This is a genomic window from Zoogloea sp. (genome assembly GCF_041911615.1).
GTDB lineage: Bacteria > Pseudomonadota > Gammaproteobacteria > Burkholderiales > Rhodocyclaceae > Zoogloea.
In genome coordinates this window covers 1-20,809 of record NZ_JAYROR010000094.1, presented here as the reverse complement: position 1 = coordinate 20,809, position 20,809 = coordinate 1, and the positions used below count along the sequence as shown (strand labels likewise).

Here is a 20,809-nt window from a genome sequence, read left to right as displayed (position 1 = left end):
CGCCCTGATGGCTATAATCCGCCGTTCAATAACAGACCAACATCTGAAAACGAGGGAGACAGCAATGGGCCACCGCCTTTCCAAGATCTACACCCGAACCGGCGACGCCGGCACCACCGGCCTGGGCAACGGCAACCGGGTTTCGAAGAACAGCCTGCGCATCCACACCCTCGGCGAGGTGGATGAAGTGAACGCCGCCATCGGCATCCTGCTGTGCGAGGAACTGCCCGAAGACGTGCGCACCCTGCTCACCAACGTCCAGCACGATCTCTTCGATCTGGGCGGCGAAGTGTGCATTCCGGGCATGGAGATGATCACCGCCAAGCAGGTCCAGTATCTTGAAGATGAACTCGACCGCTTCAACGACGACCTGGAACCGCTGAAGGACTTCATCCTGCCCGGCGGCACCCGCGCCGCGGCGCTGTCCCACCAGGCCCGCACGATCTGCCGGCGCGCCGAGCGGATGATCGTCGCGCTGGGCCAGGAAGAAGCGGTGAATGACGCGCCGCGTCAATACCTCAACCGCCTGTCGGATCTGCTCTTCGTGCTCGGCCGCGTGCTCAATCGCGCCGGCGGCCGCGGCGACGTGCTGTGGCAGAAGCGCAAGAACGCCTGATCCGCTACGCCTGATAAAAAACGGCTGCCGATGCGGGCAGCCGTTTTTCGTTTACCAGTCGACCTTGTCGACCCGCCCGAGCGATCGCCCGAGGAAGCGCTCGCCAATGGTCTGGAAACGCAGCGGGATGTCGGTGACGGTGTAGCGGTAGGTGGAGAGACATTCGCCGTCGTTGGCGATGCCCAGTGCGTTGAGCGTCTGAGCCGCCTGCTCGGCCACGGTAATCGCCGAGTCCACCAGCCGCACGCCGGGGCCGACCACGTCCTGCAGCAGGGGCTTGATGAGCGGGTAGTGGGTGCAGCCCAGCACCAGCGTGTCGATGTTCTCGACCAGCACCGGCCGCAGGTATTCCTGCGCCGTGAGACGGGTGACCTCGTGTTCCAGCCAACCCTCCTCGACCAGCGGCACGAACAGCGGGCAGGCCTGGGAATACACGCGCACGTTCGGATCGATGGCATGCATGCGGCGCGCGTAGGCGTTGCTGTTGATGGTCGTCGGCGTCCCGATGACCCCGATGGCGCGGGACGTGGACTCGGCCACCGCGGCCCGCGCGCCGGCCTCGATCACATCCAGCACCGGAATCGCGCCGGCTTTCTCCTTGACCACCTGCGCCGCCACCGCGGCCATGGTGTTGCAGGCGATGATGAGCATCTTCACGCCTTGGTCGAGGAGGTAATCGGTGATCTGCCCGGTGAAGTGCTCGATGGTCGCCACCGACTTGACGCCGTAGGGCACCCGCGCGGTATCGCCGAAATAGACGATGTTCTCGAGCGGCAAGCGCTCCATCAACGCACGCACGACGGTGAGGCCGCCCACACCGGAATCGAAGACCCCGATCGGCAGCTTGCCAATATCAGACATGATGAGACGGAATAAGGGGGAAGCCGGATTCTACGCCAGCAGACGCGCCCATGCGGCGCGATCGGCCCTGCTCAGTAGTCGAGCCGCGACACCAGCTCGTCTTCTTCCTCGGGGCTGAGGGCAAACTTGTAGGCGGACTTCTCGTCCGGCATCTCACGCCACTTGCCACCGATCTCTCGCAACCGACGCTCGATCTTGGCGCACGACAGGTGCATCAGGATCGCCGGCGCATTGACTCGCTCGCAGGTGCGTTCCGCACCGATCTGCTCGAACTCGAGAAGCTTCTCGTAGAAAGCGCGATGCCGCGGATTGATCTCGATGAGGATGTCGGTGCAGCCCTTGACCCGGTGGGCGTAGATGTAAAGCAGATGGATCAGCGAGATGATCAGGCGTTTGGAGCGCGCCGACGGATCGATCGCGAAGCGCCCGAACTCGCACAGCTTGCACCCCATCGCGCGAAGCCGGGCGGCTTCCGCGCCATACGTCGCGTCGAGGGCGAGCCCGGCGGGAGAATCGATATTGACCGTGACGGTAGCGTAGATGCGGCCGAAAAGTTCGGCATTCATCGTCAGCTGGTTGGGCTCATCCTTGGCGTCGATCTGACCGTAGCCACGCCAGGCGTAGCGCTTCTGAATGAGGAGGTCGGTCTCGCGTCGCCGCTCGCCGTCCCGCATCAGCATCTTGATGCGAAACTTGTCCTGTCGCTCGCTTGCCGCGTTGACGGTCGGTCCATCCTCCGCGATACAGAGCGGATCGAACCGCCAAGACTCCATGGCGGTGACTTCCGCCAGAGTCTGAGGCGCACGCGCCTCGTCGGCTACAGGTTTGGGGGCAGGCTTTCGAAACATTGCCACGTACTATACCGCGCCTTAGGTAGTCAGAACATCGTGTTGTCGCAGCGCCCATGTGACATGCTCCCTGACCAGCATCGAAGAATTGTTCAATCGCGACCGCAAGGCACTAACCACTTCCGGGCAGGTGGGTGTATTACCCAATGCAACGGCGATGTTGCGCAGCCACCGTTCATGCCCAATCCGATAGACCGGGCTGCCGGCCATCCGTTCATTGAATTGCGCCTCGTCCCAGCCGAAGAGTTCGACCAGCTCGGCCGCGTCGAGTCCGTGACGGGGGGCGAAATCGGCCTCAACGGAAAGCTTCGCGAAACGGTTCCATGGACAGGCCAGCTGGCAGTCGTCGCAGCCGTAGATGCGGTTGCCCATGGGCTTGCGCAGCGCCTCCGGGATCGGGCCCTTGAGTTCGATGGTGAGGTACGAGATGCAGCGGCGGGCATCGACGCGGTAGGGCGCAACGATGGCGCCGGTCGGACACGCGCCAATGCAGGCCGAGCAGCTACCGCAGTGGCCCGGCGTCGGCTCGTCCGCCGGCAGAGGCAGATCGATGTAGATCTCCCCCAGAAAGAAGAACGATCCCGCCTGCCGGGTGAGCAGCAGGCTGTGCTTGCCACGCCAGCCCAGGCCGGATTTTTCGGCCAGCGCCACCTCCATCACCGGCGCCGAATCGACGAACACCCGATGGCCAGCGGGCACTTCCGCAACGATGCGGTCCGCCAGGCGCTGCAGGCGGCTGCGCAGCACCTTGTGATAATCACGCCCGAGGGCGTAGCGGGAGATGTAAGCCTTGCCGGGGGCGTCGAGCACCTCGCCCGCCGCAACGGCATCGGGCAGATAACTCATGCGGGCGGTGATGACGCGCCGCGTTCCGGGCACCAGTTCCGCCGGGCGGGAACGCTTGGTGCCGTGTTTCTCCATATAATCCATCTCGCCGTGACAGCCGGCCGCCAGCCAGGCGGCCAGCCCGGCCTCTGCCGTGGCGAGGCCGGTATCCGAGATGCCCACCTCGTCGAACCCCAGCTCGCGCCCCCACGCCTTGATGCGCGCGGCCAGCGCCCCGAGTTCGTCCAGCCCACCAGAAAGATTGTCGTGCTCCACGCTCATCCCGAACATGATAACGATCCGTCGGCAGGCCTGCATCTGCCCGACGAAAGCGCCACCCTGACCGCCGGCGAACGGCTCGCCGGCACGCTTCCGGCACGCCTGACCCTCTACCTGCGCGGTGACCTCGGCGCCGGCAAGACGACCCTCACCCGCGGACTGCTACGCGGCCTCGGCTTCACCGGCAAGGTCAAGAGCCCAACTTACACCTTGGTCGAACCTTATAAAGATTCTAGAATAGCCGTATATCACTTTGATTTTTATCGCTTCACCGATGCAGAAGAATTTCTCGAAGCCGGCCTCGAAGAATACTTCGAAGGCGACGGCATCCGTCTCGTCGAATGGCCGGACCGCGCCCAGCCGTATCTTCCCGCGGCCGATCTCGAGATCTCGCTGCATGTCGTCGCATCCGGCGGGCGCCAGCTCGCGCTGCGTGCGCTGAGCACGGAGGGTCAACGATGTCTCGAAAAATTCGCCGCGCCGACCGGCACGCCACCGAGGGCACCCTGAACCGCCGCCGCTTCATCGGCTCGACCGGCGCAGCACTGCTGCTGCTCGTCAGCCGCGCCGGCCACGCGGCCCAGACTTCGGTGCTGGCGGTGCGCGTGTGGCCCGCCAAGGACTACACGCGGATCACCCTCGAAAGCCGCGATCCCGTCGTCTTCACTCACCAACTGGTGCGTAATCCCGAACGCCTGGTGGTCGACCTCGAAGGCGTCGAATTGAACGACGTCCTGCAATCGCTGCCCACCAAGATCACCGGCCAGGATCCGTACATCCAGCTGATCCGCGCCGGCCGCAACCGTCCCGGCGTGGTGCGTCTGGTCATCGAACTGAAAGCGGAGGTGAGCCCGCAGGTGTTTACATTGCGTCCAGTGGGCGAATACGGGCACCGTCTGGTCCTCGATCTCTACCCGACCGAACCCGTCGACCCGTTGCTCGCCCTGCTCGAAAAAATTTCGCCCGAGGAGGCCGCCGCTGGTGGTGCGGTCACGCCCCAGCGCAGCGAGGAAAAGCCCCGCAAGACCGTCGAAGCCCCCCGCAAACCCGAACCCGTCACGGCCCGCCGCGAGACGCCGCCGGCCGAAGCCCCTGCCGCACCAGGCCGCGCCGAGGACGACGACACCGTCAGCCGCCTGATCACCATCGCGATCGACCCCGGCCACGGCGGCGAGGACCCGGGCGCCGTCGGCGCGGCCGGCAGCTTCGAGAAACACGTGACACTGTCGGTGGGCCGCCGCCTCAAGGCGCGCATCGACGCCCAGCCCAACATGCGCGCGATGCTGACCCGCGACGCCGACTACTTCGTGCCGCTGCAGCAGCGTGTGGCCAAGGCCCGCCGGGTGCAGGCCGATCTGTTCGTGTCGATCCACGCCGACGCCTTCATCAGCCCTACCGCCCGTGGCAGCTCGGTCTTCGTGTTGTCGGAAAAAGGCGCGTCGAGCACCGCGGCACGCTGGCTGGCCCAGAAGGAAAACGCCGCCGATCTGATCGGTGGGGTGAATCTCGGCGTGAAGGACACCCACCTGGCACGCACCCTCCTTGACCTGTCTCAGACCGCGGCGATCAACGACAGCATGAAGGTCGGCAAGGCCGTGCTCGGCGAACTGGGCGGGATCAACCGCCTGCACAAAGGCGAGGTCGAACAGGCCAGCTTCGCTGTCCTGAAGGCGCCGGACATTCCGTCGATCCTGGTGGAGACGGCTTTCATCTCCAATCCCGAGGAAGAAGCCCGCCTCAACGACGAGGCTTATCAGGACCGCATGGCCGACGCCATCGTCCGGGGCATCCGGCGCTACTTCGCCCGCAACCCGCCGATGGCCAAGTCCAAGCTGGCCCGGCTCGACTGAGCCAGGCCGCGGCGCCGGGCAAAAGCGGCGGCCTGCCGCCCACCCCGGCGTCGCTCAGCGGATGCAGACCTTGCGCACCTGCTTCAGGTCGGTCAGCCCGGCCATCACTTTCTCGATGCCATCCTGTCGCAGGGTGCGCATGCCCTCGTCGAGCGCCACCGACAGCAGCGTCGCGACCCGGGCACGCTCCTGAATCAGCGCCTTGACCCGGTCCGAGCCGATCATCAGCTCATGTAGACCGAGTCGCCCGCGGTAGCCGCCGGTGCAGCTTTCGCAGCCCACCGGGGCATAGAGGGTGAAACGCCCCTTGTCGTCGCCGTAACGCCGGCGCCAGCCACCGAGGATTTCCTCGCGCGCCTTCACCGGATCCTGGACGAAAGCCTCGGTGGCCTGCAGGTCTTCGCAATATTCGTCGAGCAGGTGACGCACTTCGTCGTCGTCCGGGTGGTAGGCCTTCTTGCACTTGCTGCACAGGCGCTTGGCCAGACGCTGGGCCAGCACGCCCAGCAACGCATCGGCAAAGTTGAACGGGTCCATGCCCATGTCGAGCAGGCGCACGATGGACTCCGGCGCACTGTTGGTGTGCAGGGTGCTGAATACCAGGTGGCCGGTGAGCGAGGCCTCGAGGCCGATCGAAACGGTTTCCTTGTCGCGCATTTCGCCGACCATGATCACGTCCGGGTCGGCACGGAGGAAGGAGCGCATCACGGTCGGAAAATCCAGCCCGGCCTTGCGATTCACCTGGACCTGGCGCAACCCTTTCTGGGTGATTTCCACCGGATCCTCGGCCGTCCAGATCTTGGTATCCGGCGTGTTGATCGAACCGAGGATGGAGTGCAGCGTCGTGGTCTTGCCCGAACCGGTCGGACCACACACGAAGAAGATGCCGTAGGGCTTCGCAATGGTCTGCTTGAGGCGCTCGAAGTTGTTGTCGAGCAGGCCCAGCTGTTCCAGCGGCAAGGGCTCGCTGTTGGCGAGCAGGCGCATGACCACGTCTTCCATGCCACCGGTGGTCGGAATCGTCGCCACCCGCAACTCGATGTCGAGCGGCCCGAAGCGGCGGAACTTGATCTTGCCATCCTGCGGCTTGCGACGCTCGGAGATGTCCAGGTCGCACATGATCTTGATGCGCGTGACGATCGGGCTGCGATAACTCGACGGCACCTCGATATAGGGCACCAGCGAGCCGTCCTTGCGGAAGCGGATCTGGGTCTTCTCCTTGCCTGGCCGGGGTTCGATGTGGATGTCGGACGCCCCCTGGCGGTGAGCGTCGATGATGATGCGGTTGACCAGTTTGACGAGTTCGTTGTCGGCCGCGGCGGAGACGTCCTCGGCGGTCATGCGGCCTTCGCCGTCACCGTCGTCGTCGGTGAGGTCGGAGAGCAGCTCGGTCACCGAGCCGTCATCGATCGACGCGCCGAAGAACTGCGCCACCGTCTGGCGGAATTCGGTATGGGTCGTCACCAGATAGACCGGCTGCGCCTTCGGGAAGACGTTTTGCACCACCCGAGACGCGATGGCCTGTTCGGGATCGGTGACGAGGATCAGCATGCCTTCGGGGTTTTCCTCGAGGGGCAGCCACTCGGCCTGCTGGACGTAGTCGCGCTTGAGGTTGCGCAACAGGTCAAGGGGCTTGACGCGATCCTGCCGGAACGGCTCGTAGGGCACGCCAAAGAAACGGGCAACGGCACCGCCGATGTCGGCAGGCTTGAGGTGGTACTCCTCGATCAGCAGGTCTTCGAGCAGCACCCCACGCTCGCGCGCCTGGCTGGTCGCTGTCTCGAGTTCGGCGGCGGTCAGCTTTGCGTCGTTGACCAGGCCTTCGTACTTGGATTTGGGCTGCACCAGCGAATGGCGGCGCTGGGCAAAGGCGATGGCGAGCGTCTGCCCGAGCCCCTGGATACCCTCCTCGGCAATCGGCGAGAAGGCCTCTCCGTTACGGCTGTTGATGATCTGGATGACACCCAGCACCTCGCCGTCGTCGGGGTTGGCGATGGGGGCGACGAGCATCTGGTGACAGCGGTAACCGGTGCGCTCGTCCACCTCGCGGCGAAACTCCATGCGCGCCGAGATCGCCTTGAGCTCGCGCTCGTCGTAGGCGTCGTGGATGTTCAGCAACTGGCCGGTGAGGGCCACGTAGCCGGCGACGCTGTTTTCGGCGATGGGCAGGCGAATCGTGCGGATAGTGTGCAGGCCCGTCTTGACCCGCGACGAGATGGTCGTGCGGCTCTCGTCGACGACGTAGATCGTCAGACGATCGGCCGCGAACAGCGCGCAGATCTCGGCCGACAACTCGAAGATGATCTCGTCGATGTTTTCGGTGGCGTGCACCCGATTGGTGACGGCCTGCAGCCCCTTGAAGAAGGCCAGCCGACTGGCGACATCGCCACCGACACCGCCCCTGACGGCGGCATTGCTCGTAGATCGTGTCATATCCGGAAAGCAAGTATCCCTCGGGACGGGTCCCGTAGGTAGAGGCCGGTACTACGGCGCCAAAAGGCGTCGACTTTAGCCCGATACCGTGATGACCGAATGTTAAATCACGAATTCCAGACCGTTGTAGAGCGCCTTGGGGACAAAGCGCCCCCGGTAGTTGGCAATCTCGTCGAGAGTAGTCTGGGCGCGGCTCGGCTTGAGGTGGGTGATCCACACCTCTGGATCGACCTTGATCCGCTCCAGGAACAGCGCCAGCAGGCTCGGGCACAGATGCCGCGACGCCAAGGCCAGATCGTGGAGGGCATCGGGGAACGCGGTTTCGACGAGGAGGTAGCGCAGATCGGGAATCGCGTTGATGGCTGCGATCAGCGGTTCGGAGTAAGTCGTATCGCCCGAGAAGACCAGGCTGCCCCCTTCGCTTGAGACCTGATAGGCCACCGCCGGCACCGTGTGCAGCGCCGGCAGCGCAGTCATCTCGCGGCCACCGCCCAACTTGGCGGTCTCGCCGGAGTGGATTTCCTGAAAACGGAGGAAGGGATTGCCCCGGTCCGGAATCGACGAAAAGTCGGGCCAGACGAGCCAGTTGAAGATGTGCGAGCGCAGGATGCGCAGGGTCTCAGGCGATCCGTGGACCACGATCGGCATCGATCGCGCCTCGCCCACCGTGTCCACGAGCAACGGGATCATCGCGATGTGGTCCAGGTGGGCGTGGGTGACGAAGACGTGATCGATTCTCAGCAACTCCTCGAACTCGAGGTCGCCGACTCCAGTTCCGGCGTCGATCAGCACGTCGTCATCGACGAGCAGGGCCGTCGTGCGCTGATTGCGCCCGCCGATTCCGCCGCTGCACCCCAAAACCCGCACCTTCATCGTCTTCTCATGGAATCCCGCAAGAGTGGCCTCCGGACCGTCCGCCCAGATGCCGGAATGGTTTTGAAAGCCAGCGCATCAGAATACGGCCGGGATGAATCATCGCCCCGCCAGAAATGTCACATTATCGCGGCGCAGGGCGGGATTAAGACGCGACCTGTGAGAAAAACTCCATTTTCACACCTGCAATCTCGATGATGTCGTGATCGTTCAGGCGATGCGCCTGGGCGTCGAGCGGCCGGCCATTGACGACCGGGAAAACCGTTCCCTCGACGTGGGTGATGAAGTAGCCGTGCGGCCGGCGGGTAATCACCGCAACCTGGAAGCCGGGTTTGCCCAACGTGGTGAGCGACTTGGAGAGCTCGAGGGTCCGCCCCGCGTGGGCACCGCTGAGAATCTGGATCATGCCCAGCGCCGCAACCGGCGGCGGCGCCGACGCGCTGTTGCTCAGCGCCTCCTGGGGCGGCGCATCGACCCCTGCCGCGTCGGTCTGGATCGCCGAGTGAGCGAACGACATCGCTTCGTCCTGCTCGGAGGCAGGCACCGCGCTCTCGGTCAGGAACTTGAGGCGATACTTACCCAGTTCGATCACGTCGTTGTTCTTGAGCACGTGCTTTTTCACCGGCTGCCCATTCACATAGGTGCCATTGGTGCTGTTCATGTCTTCCAGAAAGGCATCGTTGAGAATGGTCACGATCGCCGCGTGGTCGCCACTGATCGCCAGATTGTCGATCTGAATGTCGTTATGCGGTTTGCGGCCGATCGTCGTGCGCTCCTTGTCGAGCACCATCTCCTTCAGCACCAGACCATCCATGCTCAAAATCAACCTGGGCATCACTCTTCCTATCTGAATCCAGCCTTAACCAAGCTCGGCACCCAGCCGTCCGGACACGCAGGACGACACGATGACAACCGATATATTATCCATCCCGCCTCGATCGTTTGCCAGATCAACCAGATGTTCTGCCGCCAATTGCGGGTTGCCACCCAGCGCACCAAGCACGTGGGCGATATCCGCGTCCGGCAGCATCTCGGTCAGTCCGTCCGAACACAGCAGGTAAACATCCCCTGCCTGCAGCGCGGCGATCCCCACATCCGGCACGACGTTGGCGGCCACCCCCACCGCGCGGGTCAGGAGGCCGCGCAGGGCTTGCGGCCCACTCGCTTCGGATTCAATCATGCCCGCGTCGCACTGCTCCCGCAACACGCTGTGATCCCGGGTCAGGCAGGTCAGCGAGTCGCCGCGCAGGCGATACAGACGCGAATCGCCCACATGGCAGCTGAGCAGCATGCCGTCGTGGCGGAAGCACGCCCCGACAAGCGTGGTACCCATGCTGTGCAGCGATGCGTCGCCCGAAGCCGCCGCGAACACCACCCGGTTGGCGTCGGCCACCGCCACCCGCAGATCCCGCTCGCTGAGGCGCTCATCGACGCACTGGCGCATCCGCGCCATCCACGCATCGACGGCCAGTCGCGCCGCCACGCCGCCTCCGGCATGGCCACCCATGCCATCGGCCAGGACCGCGACGCCGATCGACTCGTCGCACAAAACGTAATCCTCGTTGCGTGCGCGGACGCGCCCCACGTCCGAATGCGCCGCCATCCGCCAATCGAGTTGCGCGATATCCGTCATGACCGCACGCCCTCCCAAAACCCTGACCGACGCGAACCGCTCCTTGAAAGGCGGCACGACCGCGACGCAGCGGGCACGAAGACAGCAGGGCGCAGGACGGGCGCAAGGACTTCAGACATGATCAGACAATCGTGGAGGTTTGAAACAATCCGAAACGCCACGAATTTTATCGCCCCCTGCCCACTGCGCAGCGACGACGGACAAAATAAAACCGCGCCCGGGCAATGCCACGGACGCGGTTTCGGGTCAGACACCGAGGCGTATTACAGCATCGCCTTCAGCAGCTTACCCATCTCGGACGGGTTACGCGTCACCTTGAAGCCGCACTCTTCCATGATGGCGAGCTTGGCATCGGCGGTGTCGGCGCCGCCGGAGATCAGCGCACCGGCGTGGCCCATGCGCTTGCCGGCCGGGGCGGTGACGCCAGCGATGAAGCCGACGATCGGCTTCTTCATGTTGGCCTTGCACCACTGAGCGGCTTCGGCTTCGTCCGGACCGCCGATTTCGCCGATCATGATGACCGCGTCGGTGTCGGGATCGTCGTTGAACATGCGCATCACGTCGATGTGCTTCAGACCGTTGATCGGGTCACCACCGATACCGACGGCGGAAGACTGGCCCAGACCGATTTCGGTCAGCTGGGCGACAGCTTCGTAGGTCAGGGTGCCGGAGCGGGAAACCACGCCGATGCGACCCTTGCGGTGGATGTGGCCCGGCATGATGCCGATCTTGATTTCATCGGGGGTGATGAGACCCGGGCAGTTCGGCCCCAGCAGCAGGGTCTTCTTGCCACCGGCGGCTTCCTTGGCCTTCATCTTGTTGCGCACTTCCAGCATGTCCCGGACGGGGATGCCTTCGGTGATGCAGATGGCCAGGTCGAGGTCGGCTTCGACGGCTTCCCAGATGGCGGCAGCGGCGCCAGCGGGCGGCACGTAGATCACGGAGACGGTGGCACCGGTTTCAGCGGCGGCTTCCTTGACGGAACCGAAGATGGGCACGTCGAGGATCTTCTCGCCGGCTTTCTTCGGGTTCACGCCGGCGACGAAGCAGTTCTTGCCGTTTGCGTACTCGATGCACTTCTCGGTGTGGAACTGACCGGTCTTGCCGGTGATGCCCTGGGTGATGACCTTGGTGTCTTTGTTGATCAGGATGGACATTCGGAATCTCCTTACTTGACCGCGTCGACGATCTTCTGGGCCGCTTCGGCCATGGTGTCGGCAGCGATGATCGGGAGACCCGAATCACGCAGGATCTGCTTGCCGATGTCTTCGTTGGTGCCCTTCATGCGGACGACCAGCGGAACCGACAGGTGCACTTCACGGGCCGCGGTGACCACGCCGGTGGCGATGGTGTCGCAGCGCATGATGCCGCCGAAGATGTTGACGAGAATGCCCTTGACCTTGGGGTTCTTGAGCATGATCTTGAAGGCTTCGGTGACCTTCTCGGTGGTGGCGCCGCCGCCCACGTCGAGGAAGTTGGCCGGCTCGGCACCAAACAGCTTGATGGTGTCCATGGTCGCCATCGCCAGACCGGCGCCGTTCACCAGACAGCCGATGTTGCCGTCCAGGGAGATGTAGGCCAGGTCAAACTTGGAAGCTTCGATTTCGTCCGCGTCTTCTTCGTCCAGGTCGCGCATCGCGACGATGTCCTGCTGACGGAACAGGGCGTTGGAGTCGAAGTTGAACTTGGCGTCGAGCGCCTTGACGGTGCCGTCGCCTTCGTGGATCAGCGGGTTGATTTCAGCCAGCGAAGCGTCGGTTTCCATGTAGCAGGTGTACAGCTTCTTGAGCGTGTCGACACACTGCGGGATGGAGGCTTCGTTCATACCCATGCCCTTGGCCAGGGTCAGGGCCTGCTCGTCGGTGAGGCCGACCAGCGGGTTGATGAAGACCTTGACGATCTTTTCGGGGGTCTTGTGAGCGACTTCCTCGATGTCCATGCCGCCTTCGTACGAAGCCATCATGGCAACGGACTGGGTGGCGCGGTCGGTCAGCGCGGCGACGTAGTACTCGTGCTTGATGTCGGCACCTTCCTCGATCAGCAGGTTACGCACCTTCTGGCCTTCCGGGCCGGTCTGGTGGGTGACGAGCTGCATGCCGAGGATCTGGCTGGCGTACTGACGCACTTCGTCAAGGGTCTTGGCGACCTTCACGCCACCGCCCTTGCCACGTCCGCCGGCGTGAATCTGGGCCTTCACGACCCAAACCTTGCCACCCAGGGTTTCCGCTGCCTTGACCGCGTCGTCGACGGTCGTGCAGTGGATACCGCGCGGAACCGTGACGCCGAACTTCTTCAGGATTTGCTTGCCCTGATATTCATGAATTTTCATGGTTGCCCTTCGATCGAAGTCTTGGCCTGAAAAGGCCGCTTACGCTTGGTTGATGGGACTCTTCGGGGCACGCTGCACCCCGCGATACCTGCGCCGTTCTCCCTCGTCCAACGCAGACACCGCTTCACCTCGCATGCAATCGGCACGAATGGCCGACCGACCCGCAAGGCGATCCTGCCCCGGCCTTGCCGACGGCGAGCCGCCGGAACACCGGATTGGGAATCAAACAATTATATACGAAACCAGGGGCGCGACCGTTTTCACGCTGCACCGCGCAACCGGCGGCGGCGCGGGTCAGTCCGCCGCATCTCCGCGATACCATTTCGGGTAATAGCGCATGACGGTCTCCGAGGTGGTCTCGAGCGCGTGGCAGCGGTCGAGCTGGAAAGGCTTCTCGGCGCCGTCGTCGTTTTCCTTGCGGAACGTGGCGAAGGTCTGGATCGCCGTGGTCGGCAGGGACAGCAGCAGCTCGGTGAGATGGGAACACCCCCGCACATCGGCGAACATCTCGCCCACCGTCCGGCGGAATCCCCGCACCAGATTGAGCCCGATGAGCTGCCGATAGGCCGGCGTGATCGCGCCGCACGCTCCCGGATAGGGCACCCAGTCCGAACTCGCCGCCACATCGACGATGGTGAATGTGCCGTCGATGGTCACGCGGATGAACAGATCGTGCACCGGATCGCCCGCCTTGCGGACGCCGGTGGAGAGGGGGTAGTCCAGATCCTTCTGGTCGGTCAGGCGCGCATCCAGGTCGAACAGGCCGTCGTCACGGGTAAAACCCTGGACTTCGATGCGGCGACGGTGGGCGCGGGCGCGCCCGACTTTGGGCTGAGGCAGGGGCATAGCAAAAAGAAAAAAACGAAAAGGCTAAAAAACTCGTAAAAATTGCCGTTCGGGGTACGACTCGTCACATTTCAGGCCCGCGGCGCCCCGACTTGGCACCGCGACAGCCCACAAACTTCTTTAGAATACTGTAGCTTTGGCGATGGTGCCCGCTTCGACTCACTGCCGCCCGACCAAACAGCCAGCGTCACCTTGCCGGATCACGATCGATTTCTTGATGAACAGCACGCGCAAGTCACTTACCCTGCTCGTCGCAACCCTCGCTCCCCTCGGTAGCCCCTCCGTCAGTGCGGTCGGGCTGGGCGAGCTCGTTGCGCAATCGTCCCTCGGCGAACCGCTGCGGGCCGAAGTCCGGCTGGTCCGCTCTGCGGGCGAAGAACTCGACGTTGCGTGCTTCAAACGGGTCAGCGGCGCCGGCAGCGACGACGTTCCCTGGATCTACAACGCCCGCCTGCGCCTGGTGGGCGACCGTCTGGTCGTCACCACGCGCGAGCCGGTCAATCACCCGATCGCGATGCTCGGCCTGCAGTTCACCTGCAATGGCGAACTGCGCCGCGATTATCCGATTCTGCTCCAGCCGCCCATTCCCCGCATCGCCACGCCCACGGCCCCGCGTCAGTTCGACTCGCCGCCCGCGGTCGCCAGCGACAGCACCGGTGCGTCGGCGCGCCCTCCCCGCGCCAGCACAGCGCCACGACGGCTCGCTGTGGCCGGCGTCGACGGCCAGTCCACCGCCGCCAAACCTGCGCGCGCACCGCGCGACGCGGCTCAGCATCGCCGCGCCGAGCCTCCCCGCCACGACCGGCTGATCCTCGGCACCGGCACCGAAGCTGGCCTTGTGCCGCTGCGCATGAGTCTGGCCCTCGCCAATCCACCGACGGAGGATGCCCCCGAAGGCACCCGCGAGCAGCTACGCCAGGAACAACGCACCCTCGCCGACATCGACGACCGCATCGCCGCGCAACTCGAGGTCACCGAGAAGATCAAACGCCTCGAGGAATACCAGGCGATGCTCAAGGAGCGCGTCGCCCAGCTCGACGGCACCCCGGGCACGCCCGGCACCGTCACCACCTCGCCGCCGACCGCCGCCCGTCCTGCGACGCCCACGCCAGCAGCCCCCGCGCAACCCGATCCGCTCGGCGCCCTGCCCACCGCGCTGGCGGAGCCACTGCGCCAATGGGGGGCGCCGATTGCCGGCCTGCTGGCGGTGCTGCTCGGCGGTGGCGCGCTGATCTGGCTTCGCCGCCGGCGCCACACCGAACCCTTCGAGGCCGCCGAGCCGACCACTCAGCCCGACTTCCGCCTCAGCGCACCGCAGACCACCGCGAGCAGTCCACAGGCCGAAAAGAAGGCTGCCCCGCTCCCGCCGGAGCGCGACGAGCTTCCGGTCGTCGATCTGTCCATTCCGACGCCGGTCGATAACGGCGGGGAGTGGGCCGACCCGACCTTCGCGCCGGCCCACCCGATCCCCTTCGACGAAACTGTCGACGAGCAGGACTCGGCCCTCGAGCTGGCCGAGATCATGATGTCGTTCGGGCGCACCCAGGGCGCCGCCGAAACCCTCGCCGACTACATCCGCAACAATCCGCGCCAAGCCGTCAAGCCGTGGCTGAAGCTCCTCGAGGTCTATCATGTGGCCGGCATGCGGGCCGAGTTCGAGGTCCTCACGCGTCAGCTCAACAAGACCTTCAACGTGAAGCTGGTCAGCTGGAACGATTTCAACGACGCTCGCTCGACCCCCGACAGCGTCGAGCAGATGGGCCACATCTGCCAGCGCCTGCAAGAGCTGTGGGGCACTCAGGAAGCACAGATTTACATCCACCAGATCCTGCGCGACAACCGCAACGGCACCCGCCAGGGTTTCCCGCTCACGGTCGTCGAAGAGCTGCTGCTCCTGCTGGCCATCCTCGACGACGAACTCGGCGCCTACAAACCGCCCACCGAGCCGACGCTGGAACCCATGGATCCTGCGCCGGCGCCGGCAACGATCTCTGCCTTCGACGGCTGACGCCTTCGCGTCACACCGGGTTTTCGATCTCCACGAAGCGCACTTCAAGCCCGAACTGGGCCGCCAGATGCGCCCCCAGCGCCTTCACCCCGTAGCGTTCGCTGGCGTGGTGGCCGACCCCCAGATAGGCCACCCCCGACTCCCGTGCCAGATGGGTCGTCGGCTCCGAGGCTTCGCCCGACACGAAACAGTCGACACCGCTGGCAATCGCCTGCTCGAAATAGCCCTGCGCACCGCCGGTGCACCAACCGATCCGGCTCACCCGTCGATCCGGATCGCCCAGCACCAACGGTTCGCGTCCCAGCATCGCAGCGACCTGCCGCGCGATGGCCAGCAAGGGTCGAGGCTCCGCGAGGCGCCCGCTCCAGCCCAGGTCCTGCTCGCCGAAGCGCCCATCCGGCAACCAGCCCAGGAGCGCCGCCAGTTGCGCGTTGTTGCCCAAAGTCGGATGCGCATCCAGCGGCAGGTGATAGGCCAGCAGGTTGATGTCGTTGGCGAGCAGCGTGGCCAGGCGCCTGCGGCGCAAGCCGGTCACCCGCCCATCCTCGCCGCGCCAGAAATACCCGTGGTGGACCAGCACCGCATCAGCCCGCTGGGCCACCGCCGCGTCGAGCAACGCCTGGCTAGCCGTGACACCGCAAACGATCCGCTCGATCTGCGCGCGACCTTCCACCTGCAAGCCGTTTGGGCAATAATCCTTGAATCGCCCGACCTCCAGCAGAGTGTCGAGATAACGCTGCAATTCGGCTCGTTCCATGGCCGTTTCCCTTCCAGATTCTCAGCAAGATGAACGCGCCCGCGCGCGTCGAAGACAGATTTTACGATGCATCGCCTGTGGATGATCTTCGCCCAAGCCGTCACCATTTCGGTGGCGCTGCTTTTCGTGGTCAGCACGCTCAAGCCCGAATGGATCGGTGAGCGGGCCAGCCCGTCGTCGATCACGATCCAGGAAGCCCTCATCCCGTCCTCGACACCCGCCGGCAATAAGGCGGTGAGCTCCTACGCCGATGCCGCCCAGCACGCACTGCCATCGGTCGTCCACATCTTCACCAGCAAGGAAGTCAAGGCGCAGCGCCACCCGTTTGCCGACGATCCGCTGTTCCGCCACTTCTTCGGCGACCGCCTCGACAATCGCCCCCAGCAACGCGCCTCGGGCCTCGGCTCCGGCGTCATCGTCTCGCCCGAAGGTTACGTCCTCACCAACAACCACGTCGTCGAGGCGGCCGACGAGATCGAGGTCGCCCTCAATGACGGGCGCAAGCTGCCGGCGCGGGTCGTCGGGCGCGACCCCGAATCCGACCTCGCCGTGCTGCAGATCAAATCCGACGGCAAGCTCCACGCCATCACTTTCGGCCACCCAGAGCAACTGCGTGTCGGCGATGTCGTGCTGGCCATCGGCAACCCATTCGGCGTGGGTCAGACGGTCACGATGGGCATCGTTTCGGCGCTGGGACGGTCTCATCTCGGCATCAACACCTTCGAAGACTTCATTCAGACCGATGCCGCGATCAATCCCGGCAACTCGGGTGGGGCGCTAATCGATGCGGCGGGCAACCTCGTCGGCATCAACTCGGCGATCTACTCGCGCACGGGCGGCTCGCTCGGGATCGGTTTCGCAATCCCGGTTTCCCTCGCGCGCAATGTGATGGAGCAGATCATCCAGACCGGATCGGTCACCCGGGGCTGGATCGGTGTCGAAGTGCAGTCGATCACCACCGAACTGGCCGACTCCTTCGGCCTGCCCAACGCCGACGGCACGCTGATTTCCGGCGTGATGCGCGGCAGCCCGGCGGACCGCGCCGGCATCAGGCCCGGCGACGTGCTGCTGGCCGTCGATGGACGCAAGGTCAACGACCCGCAGGCGATGCTCGAAGCCATCGCCGCACTGCCGCCAGGCCGTCAATCCGGCTTCGAACTGCGCCGCGGCAAGGAAAAACTCGACCTCAAGGTCGAAATCGCACGTCGTCCCGCACTCTCCCGCGGCGACTGACCTGCCGCTAGGGCAAATTGACTTTTGCCCGCACAGCCCCTGAAATGTCGGCCGATCCCGCACTGGAGACGGCCATGACTTCCTCTTTCCCGCATCTGCTCGCCCCGCTCGACCTCGGCTTCACCACACTGCGCAACCGCGTCCTGATGGGGTCGATGCACACCGGGCTGGAGGAACGGGACCATCCCCACGAGCGACTGGCCGCCTTTTATGCGGCCCGCGCCCGTGGCGGCGTCGGGCTGATCGTCACAGGCGGTTTCGCTCCGAATGCCGAAGGCGGCATTCACCAGGGCTGCGCCCTGCTGGAGAGTGCGGCCGACGTCGATGGCCATCGCCTGATCACGGACGCAGTCCACGAAGCCGGCGGCAAGATCTGCTTACAGCTCCTTCATACCGGTCGTTACGCGTACGGAAAATCGCCCGTCGCCCCGTCGGCCTTGAAGGCGCCGATCAATCCGATCACCCCACGCGCCCTGACCGACTCCGAGATCCTGCGAACCATCGACGACTACGCGCGCACCGCCGCCCTCGCCCGCCAAGCGGGCTACGACGGCGTCGAGGTGATGGGCTCCGAAGGCTACCTCATCAACCAGTTCGCCGCCCCTGGCACCAATCTGCGCGACGACCGCTGGGGCGGAAGTTTCGAAAATCGCATCCGCTTCGGGCTCGAAGTCTTGCGCGCAGTGCGAGAGGCCTGCGGCTCAGACTTCATCATCATCTTTCGGCTGTCGCTCCTCGACCTCGTCGAGGGCGGCAGCACTTGGAACGAGGTCGTCGCCTTCGCCCAGGCCGCCGAGGAGACCGGCATCAACCTGCTCAACACCGGCATCGGCTGGCATGAAGCCCGCATCCCGACGATCATGAGCAGCGTTCCACGCGGCGCCTTCAGTGACCTCACCGGTCGCCTGCGCCGCGAAGTCACCATTCCGCTCATCGCCAGCAACCGCATCAACGATCCGCAGACCGCCGAGGACATTCTGACCCGCGGTGACGCCGACATGGTCTCGATGGCCAGACCGTTCCTGGCCGATCCCGACTTCGTGAGCAAGGCAGCAGCTGGGCGCCCCGATGCCATCAACACCTGCATCGCCTGCAATCAGGCCTGCCTCGACCACATCTTCGCCGGCCAGACGGCGTCCTGCCTCGTCAATCCACGCGCCTGCCGAGAACTCGACGCGCCCTCGACCGCCACCACCCAGCCCCGAGCCGTGGCGGTCGTCGGTGCCGGCCCGGCCGGCCTCGCTGCAGCCACCACCCTGGCCGAACGGGGCCATCGCGTCACGCTCTTCGATGCCGCAGCGGAGATCGGGGGTCAGTTCAATCTCGCCTGCCGCATTCCAGGCAAGGAAGACTTCGCCGAGACGATTCGCTTCTTCGGCACCCGTCTGGCCGAACTCGGCGTGACGCAACGCCTCGGTCAACAGGTGGACGCCGACGGTCTCGGCGACTTCGACCACGTCGTTCTCGCCACAGGCATCGTGCCACGCAGCCCGGACATCCCCGGCATCGACCACCCGAAGGTGGTGAGTTACGTGGACGTCGTTGCTGGCAAGCGAGAGGTGGGACGCAAGGTGGCGATCATCGGCGCTGGCGGCATCGGCTTCGATGTCGCCGAACTGTTGAGCCACACCGGTACCACCGATCCGATCGCCGACTATCGCCACGAATGGGGCCTGGATGTCGAATACACGGATCGACGGGGTGGCCTCGCCGATCCTCAGACCGCACCTGCGACACGGCAGTTGTGGCTGCTCCAGCGCAAGACCAGCAAGATCGGCGGCAACCTCGCCAAGACGACAGGTTGGGCACGTAACCTGTTATTGCGGAAACGCGGCGTTCAAATGCTTGCCGGCGTGCGCTACCTCAGCATCGACGACGCAGGTCTGCGGATCGAAATCGACGGAGAGATCCGCCTTCTCGATGCAGATCACGTCGTAATCTGCGCCGGCCAGGAGCCCGCCCGCGATCTGGCGCTTGCGCTCGAGACCCGGCACATACCCTTCACACTCGTCGGCGGCGCGGACATTGCGGCGGAACTCGACGCAAAACGGGCCATCTGGCAGGCAACCCGCTTCGCCGAAGCGTTTTCCTGAAACTGTGCGCTATGCCATCCGCTCGCCCCAGCAGGCGGCGACATCGAGCATCCTATTGGCAAAGCCCCATTCATTATCGAACCAGATCAAAAGGTTGAGCAGCCGATCGCCGCTCATTCGCGTCTGCCCGGCATCGATGATCGCAGAGTGGGGGCTGTGGTTGAAATCGATCGACGCATGCGGCGCAGCCGTGTAAGACATCCGCCCCGAATTCCGCCCGTCCGCAGCCTCTCGCAGCAGCGCGTTGACGTCCACAACGGTAGTCGGGCGCTCAAGATGCGCAACCAGATCAATGGCTGAAACATTAACGACGGGCACCCGAATCGCCTTCGCCTCAATTCGACCCGCCAGATCAGGCAGGAGACGAGCAACCCCCCGCGCGAGCCCCGTCGAAACCGGAATCATGGATTGCATGGCTGACCGCGTCCGGTGCAGATCGGCATGATGGTAGCCATCGATAAGCGGCTGATCGTTCATCACCGAATGAAGCGTCGTGAGCAACGCATGATCAAGCCCATATGCTTGGTCCAAAATCGAAAGCACCGGCACGATCGCATTGGTCGTACAAGAGGCCGCGGAGACAATCCGCTCAGTTCCCGTCAACAGGTCATGGTTGAGGCCGTAAACAATGGTCCGGTCCACATCGGTTGCGCTGTTTCCCGGGTGCGACAGCAGGACACGCTCACAACCCGCACCTAAAAATGACTCAAGTTCGTGACGGAAACTATAGCGCCCGGATGCCTCGATCAAAATATCGATTCCAAGATCCGCCCAATTCACGCCAGCCGGCTCGCGGGCGTGAAACACCTGAATCTCTTCGTTATTGATCCTGAGGCGACCATCGCCGACATCGACTGAGCCTGGAAAGCAGCCATGTGTCGAATCGAATCGCGTCAGGTAAGCCATGCTTTCGAGGTCTGACGGTTCGTTGATCGCCACGACAGAAAAACGATCTCGCAGCGGCGAGAACATCAGGGCCCTGAGAAAACACCGTCCAATCCGCCCGTACCCGTTGATAGCCAACCGCAAACGCATTTTTTCGCATCCAGAATTGAACGACATACCCACGCGCAGCGGTCGGACATGACGCAGCCGACCGATTTCTGCGCACTTCGTGACAAATAGAATAACCCACCAGTGTCACGATGTTTTCGCTGTCGCGCAGAGCTTACGAATCAGCATTCATCTTTTTTCCCCCAAAGCGTAACACCCCCTGAGGCATGTGCCTGAGGGGGTGTTGTATGGTGAGTCTGACGATGACCTACTTTCACGCACGGATGTGCACTATCATTGGCGCGGTCTCGTTTCACGGTCCTGTTCGGGAT

General features: G+C 64.3%; 18 protein-coding genes. 6 read left to right on the top strand and 12 right to left on the bottom strand.

What is annotated here, in order from left to right; all coding sequences use genetic code 11:
- Positions 1-64 precede the first annotated feature (64 nt).
- Positions 65-616, top strand: a complete 552-nt coding sequence (locus tag ACE3P2_RS11285; protein WP_374264450.1) for a cob(I)yrinic acid a,c-diamide adenosyltransferase — start codon at positions 65-67, stop codon at positions 614-616.
- 51 nt (positions 617-667) lie between these two features.
- Here the strand turns inward: ACE3P2_RS11285 and murI are convergent, their stop codons facing one another.
- The 3 genes from murI to queG all read right to left on the bottom strand — a co-directional run bounded on the left by murI (position 668) and on the right by queG (position 3,432).
- On the bottom strand, positions 668-1,477 hold the full coding sequence (murI, locus tag ACE3P2_RS11280) for a glutamate racemase (protein WP_374264448.1): 810 nt from the start codon (positions 1,475-1,477) through the stop codon (positions 668-670).
- A gap of 71 nt (positions 1,478-1,548) precedes the next feature.
- Complete coding sequence (locus ACE3P2_RS11275; RefSeq protein ID WP_374264447.1) at positions 1,549-2,250, bottom strand: hypothetical protein; 702 nt, start codon at positions 2,248-2,250, stop codon at positions 1,549-1,551.
- A gap of 96 nt (positions 2,251-2,346) precedes the next feature.
- Positions 2,347-3,432, bottom strand: a complete 1,086-nt coding sequence (queG, locus tag ACE3P2_RS11270) for a tRNA epoxyqueuosine(34) reductase QueG (protein ID WP_374264491.1) — start codon at positions 3,430-3,432, stop codon at positions 2,347-2,349.
- Between queG and tsaE the strand changes: the two genes are divergently transcribed.
- Together tsaE and ACE3P2_RS11260 are read left to right on the top strand one after the other, a co-directional pair.
- Positions 3,418-3,939 (top strand): tRNA (adenosine(37)-N6)-threonylcarbamoyltransferase complex ATPase subunit type 1 TsaE, encoded by a 522-nt coding sequence (tsaE, locus tag ACE3P2_RS11265; protein WP_374264445.1) that lies wholly within the window; start codon positions 3,418-3,420, stop codon positions 3,937-3,939. The genes queG and tsaE overlap by 15 nt on opposite strands.
- Positions 3,888-5,279 carry an N-acetylmuramoyl-L-alanine amidase gene (locus tag ACE3P2_RS11260; RefSeq protein WP_374264443.1) on the top strand — a complete coding sequence of 464 codons (1,392 nt, stop codon included), beginning with the start codon at positions 3,888-3,890 and terminating at the stop codon, positions 5,277-5,279. Before tsaE ends, ACE3P2_RS11260 begins: the two co-directional genes overlap by 52 nt.
- A 54-nt stretch (positions 5,280-5,333) precedes the next feature.
- Here the strand turns inward: ACE3P2_RS11260 and ACE3P2_RS11255 are convergent, their stop codons facing one another.
- From ACE3P2_RS11255 to ACE3P2_RS11225, 7 genes are all read right to left on the bottom strand, one after another.
- Positions 5,334-7,712 (bottom strand): GspE/PulE family protein, encoded by a 2,379-nt coding sequence (locus ACE3P2_RS11255; protein ID WP_374264441.1) that lies wholly within the window; start codon positions 7,710-7,712, stop codon positions 5,334-5,336.
- A 102-nt stretch (positions 7,713-7,814) separates the two neighbouring features.
- Positions 7,815-8,585 (bottom strand): 3',5'-cyclic-nucleotide phosphodiesterase, encoded by a 771-nt coding sequence (locus tag ACE3P2_RS11250; RefSeq protein ID WP_374264439.1) that lies wholly within the window; start codon positions 8,583-8,585, stop codon positions 7,815-7,817.
- Between the two features lie 145 nt (positions 8,586-8,730).
- Positions 8,731-9,420, bottom strand: coding sequence for an FHA domain-containing protein (locus tag ACE3P2_RS11245; RefSeq protein ID WP_374264437.1), 690 nt, complete (start codon positions 9,418-9,420; stop codon positions 8,731-8,733).
- Between the two features lie 24 nt (positions 9,421-9,444).
- Positions 9,445-10,218: a protein phosphatase 2C domain-containing protein gene (locus ACE3P2_RS11240; RefSeq protein WP_374264435.1), complete on the bottom strand. Its 774-nt coding sequence runs from the start codon at positions 10,216-10,218 to the stop codon at positions 9,445-9,447.
- Between the two features lie 263 nt (positions 10,219-10,481).
- Positions 10,482-11,375 (bottom strand): succinate--CoA ligase subunit alpha, encoded by an 894-nt coding sequence (sucD, locus tag ACE3P2_RS11235; protein ID WP_374264433.1) that lies wholly within the window; start codon positions 11,373-11,375, stop codon positions 10,482-10,484.
- Positions 11,376-11,386: 11 nt separating this feature from the next.
- Positions 11,387-12,547: an ADP-forming succinate--CoA ligase subunit beta gene (gene sucC / locus ACE3P2_RS11230; protein WP_374264432.1), complete on the bottom strand. Its 1,161-nt coding sequence runs from the start codon at positions 12,545-12,547 to the stop codon at positions 11,387-11,389.
- A gap of 294 nt (positions 12,548-12,841) precedes the next feature.
- Positions 12,842-13,393: a DUF2889 domain-containing protein gene (locus tag ACE3P2_RS11225; protein ID WP_374264430.1), complete on the bottom strand. Its 552-nt coding sequence runs from the start codon at positions 13,391-13,393 to the stop codon at positions 12,842-12,844.
- 217 nt (positions 13,394-13,610) lie between these two features.
- On the opposite strand from ACE3P2_RS11225, the gene ACE3P2_RS11220 reads away from it, so the two are divergent.
- Complete coding sequence (locus tag ACE3P2_RS11220) at positions 13,611-15,401, top strand: FimV family protein (protein WP_374264428.1); 1,791 nt, start codon at positions 13,611-13,613, stop codon at positions 15,399-15,401.
- A gap of 10 nt (positions 15,402-15,411) precedes the next feature.
- On the opposite strand, the gene ACE3P2_RS11215 is transcribed toward ACE3P2_RS11220, so the two are convergent.
- Positions 15,412-16,158 carry a Nif3-like dinuclear metal center hexameric protein gene (locus tag ACE3P2_RS11215; RefSeq protein WP_374264426.1) on the bottom strand — a complete coding sequence of 249 codons (747 nt, stop codon included), beginning with the start codon at positions 16,156-16,158 and terminating at the stop codon, positions 15,412-15,414.
- A gap of 66 nt (positions 16,159-16,224) precedes the next feature.
- Here ACE3P2_RS11215 and ACE3P2_RS11210 point away from each other — a divergent pair, with 66 nt between their 5' ends.
- Entirely contained in the window at positions 16,225-17,391 is a 1,167-nt protein-coding gene (locus ACE3P2_RS11210) for a Do family serine endopeptidase (RefSeq protein ID WP_374264425.1), read from the top strand.
- Between the two features lie 44 nt (positions 17,392-17,435).
- Positions 17,436-19,484 (top strand): FAD-dependent oxidoreductase, encoded by a 2,049-nt coding sequence (locus tag ACE3P2_RS11205; protein WP_374264423.1) that lies wholly within the window; start codon positions 17,436-17,438, stop codon positions 19,482-19,484.
- A gap of 9 nt (positions 19,485-19,493) precedes the next feature.
- Here the strand turns inward: ACE3P2_RS11205 and ACE3P2_RS11200 are convergent, their stop codons facing one another.
- A complete protein-coding gene (locus tag ACE3P2_RS11200; protein WP_374264489.1) occupies positions 19,494-20,519 on the bottom strand; it encodes a type I glyceraldehyde-3-phosphate dehydrogenase in 1,026 nt (341 codons plus the stop codon).
- Positions 20,520-20,809 lie beyond the last annotated feature (290 nt).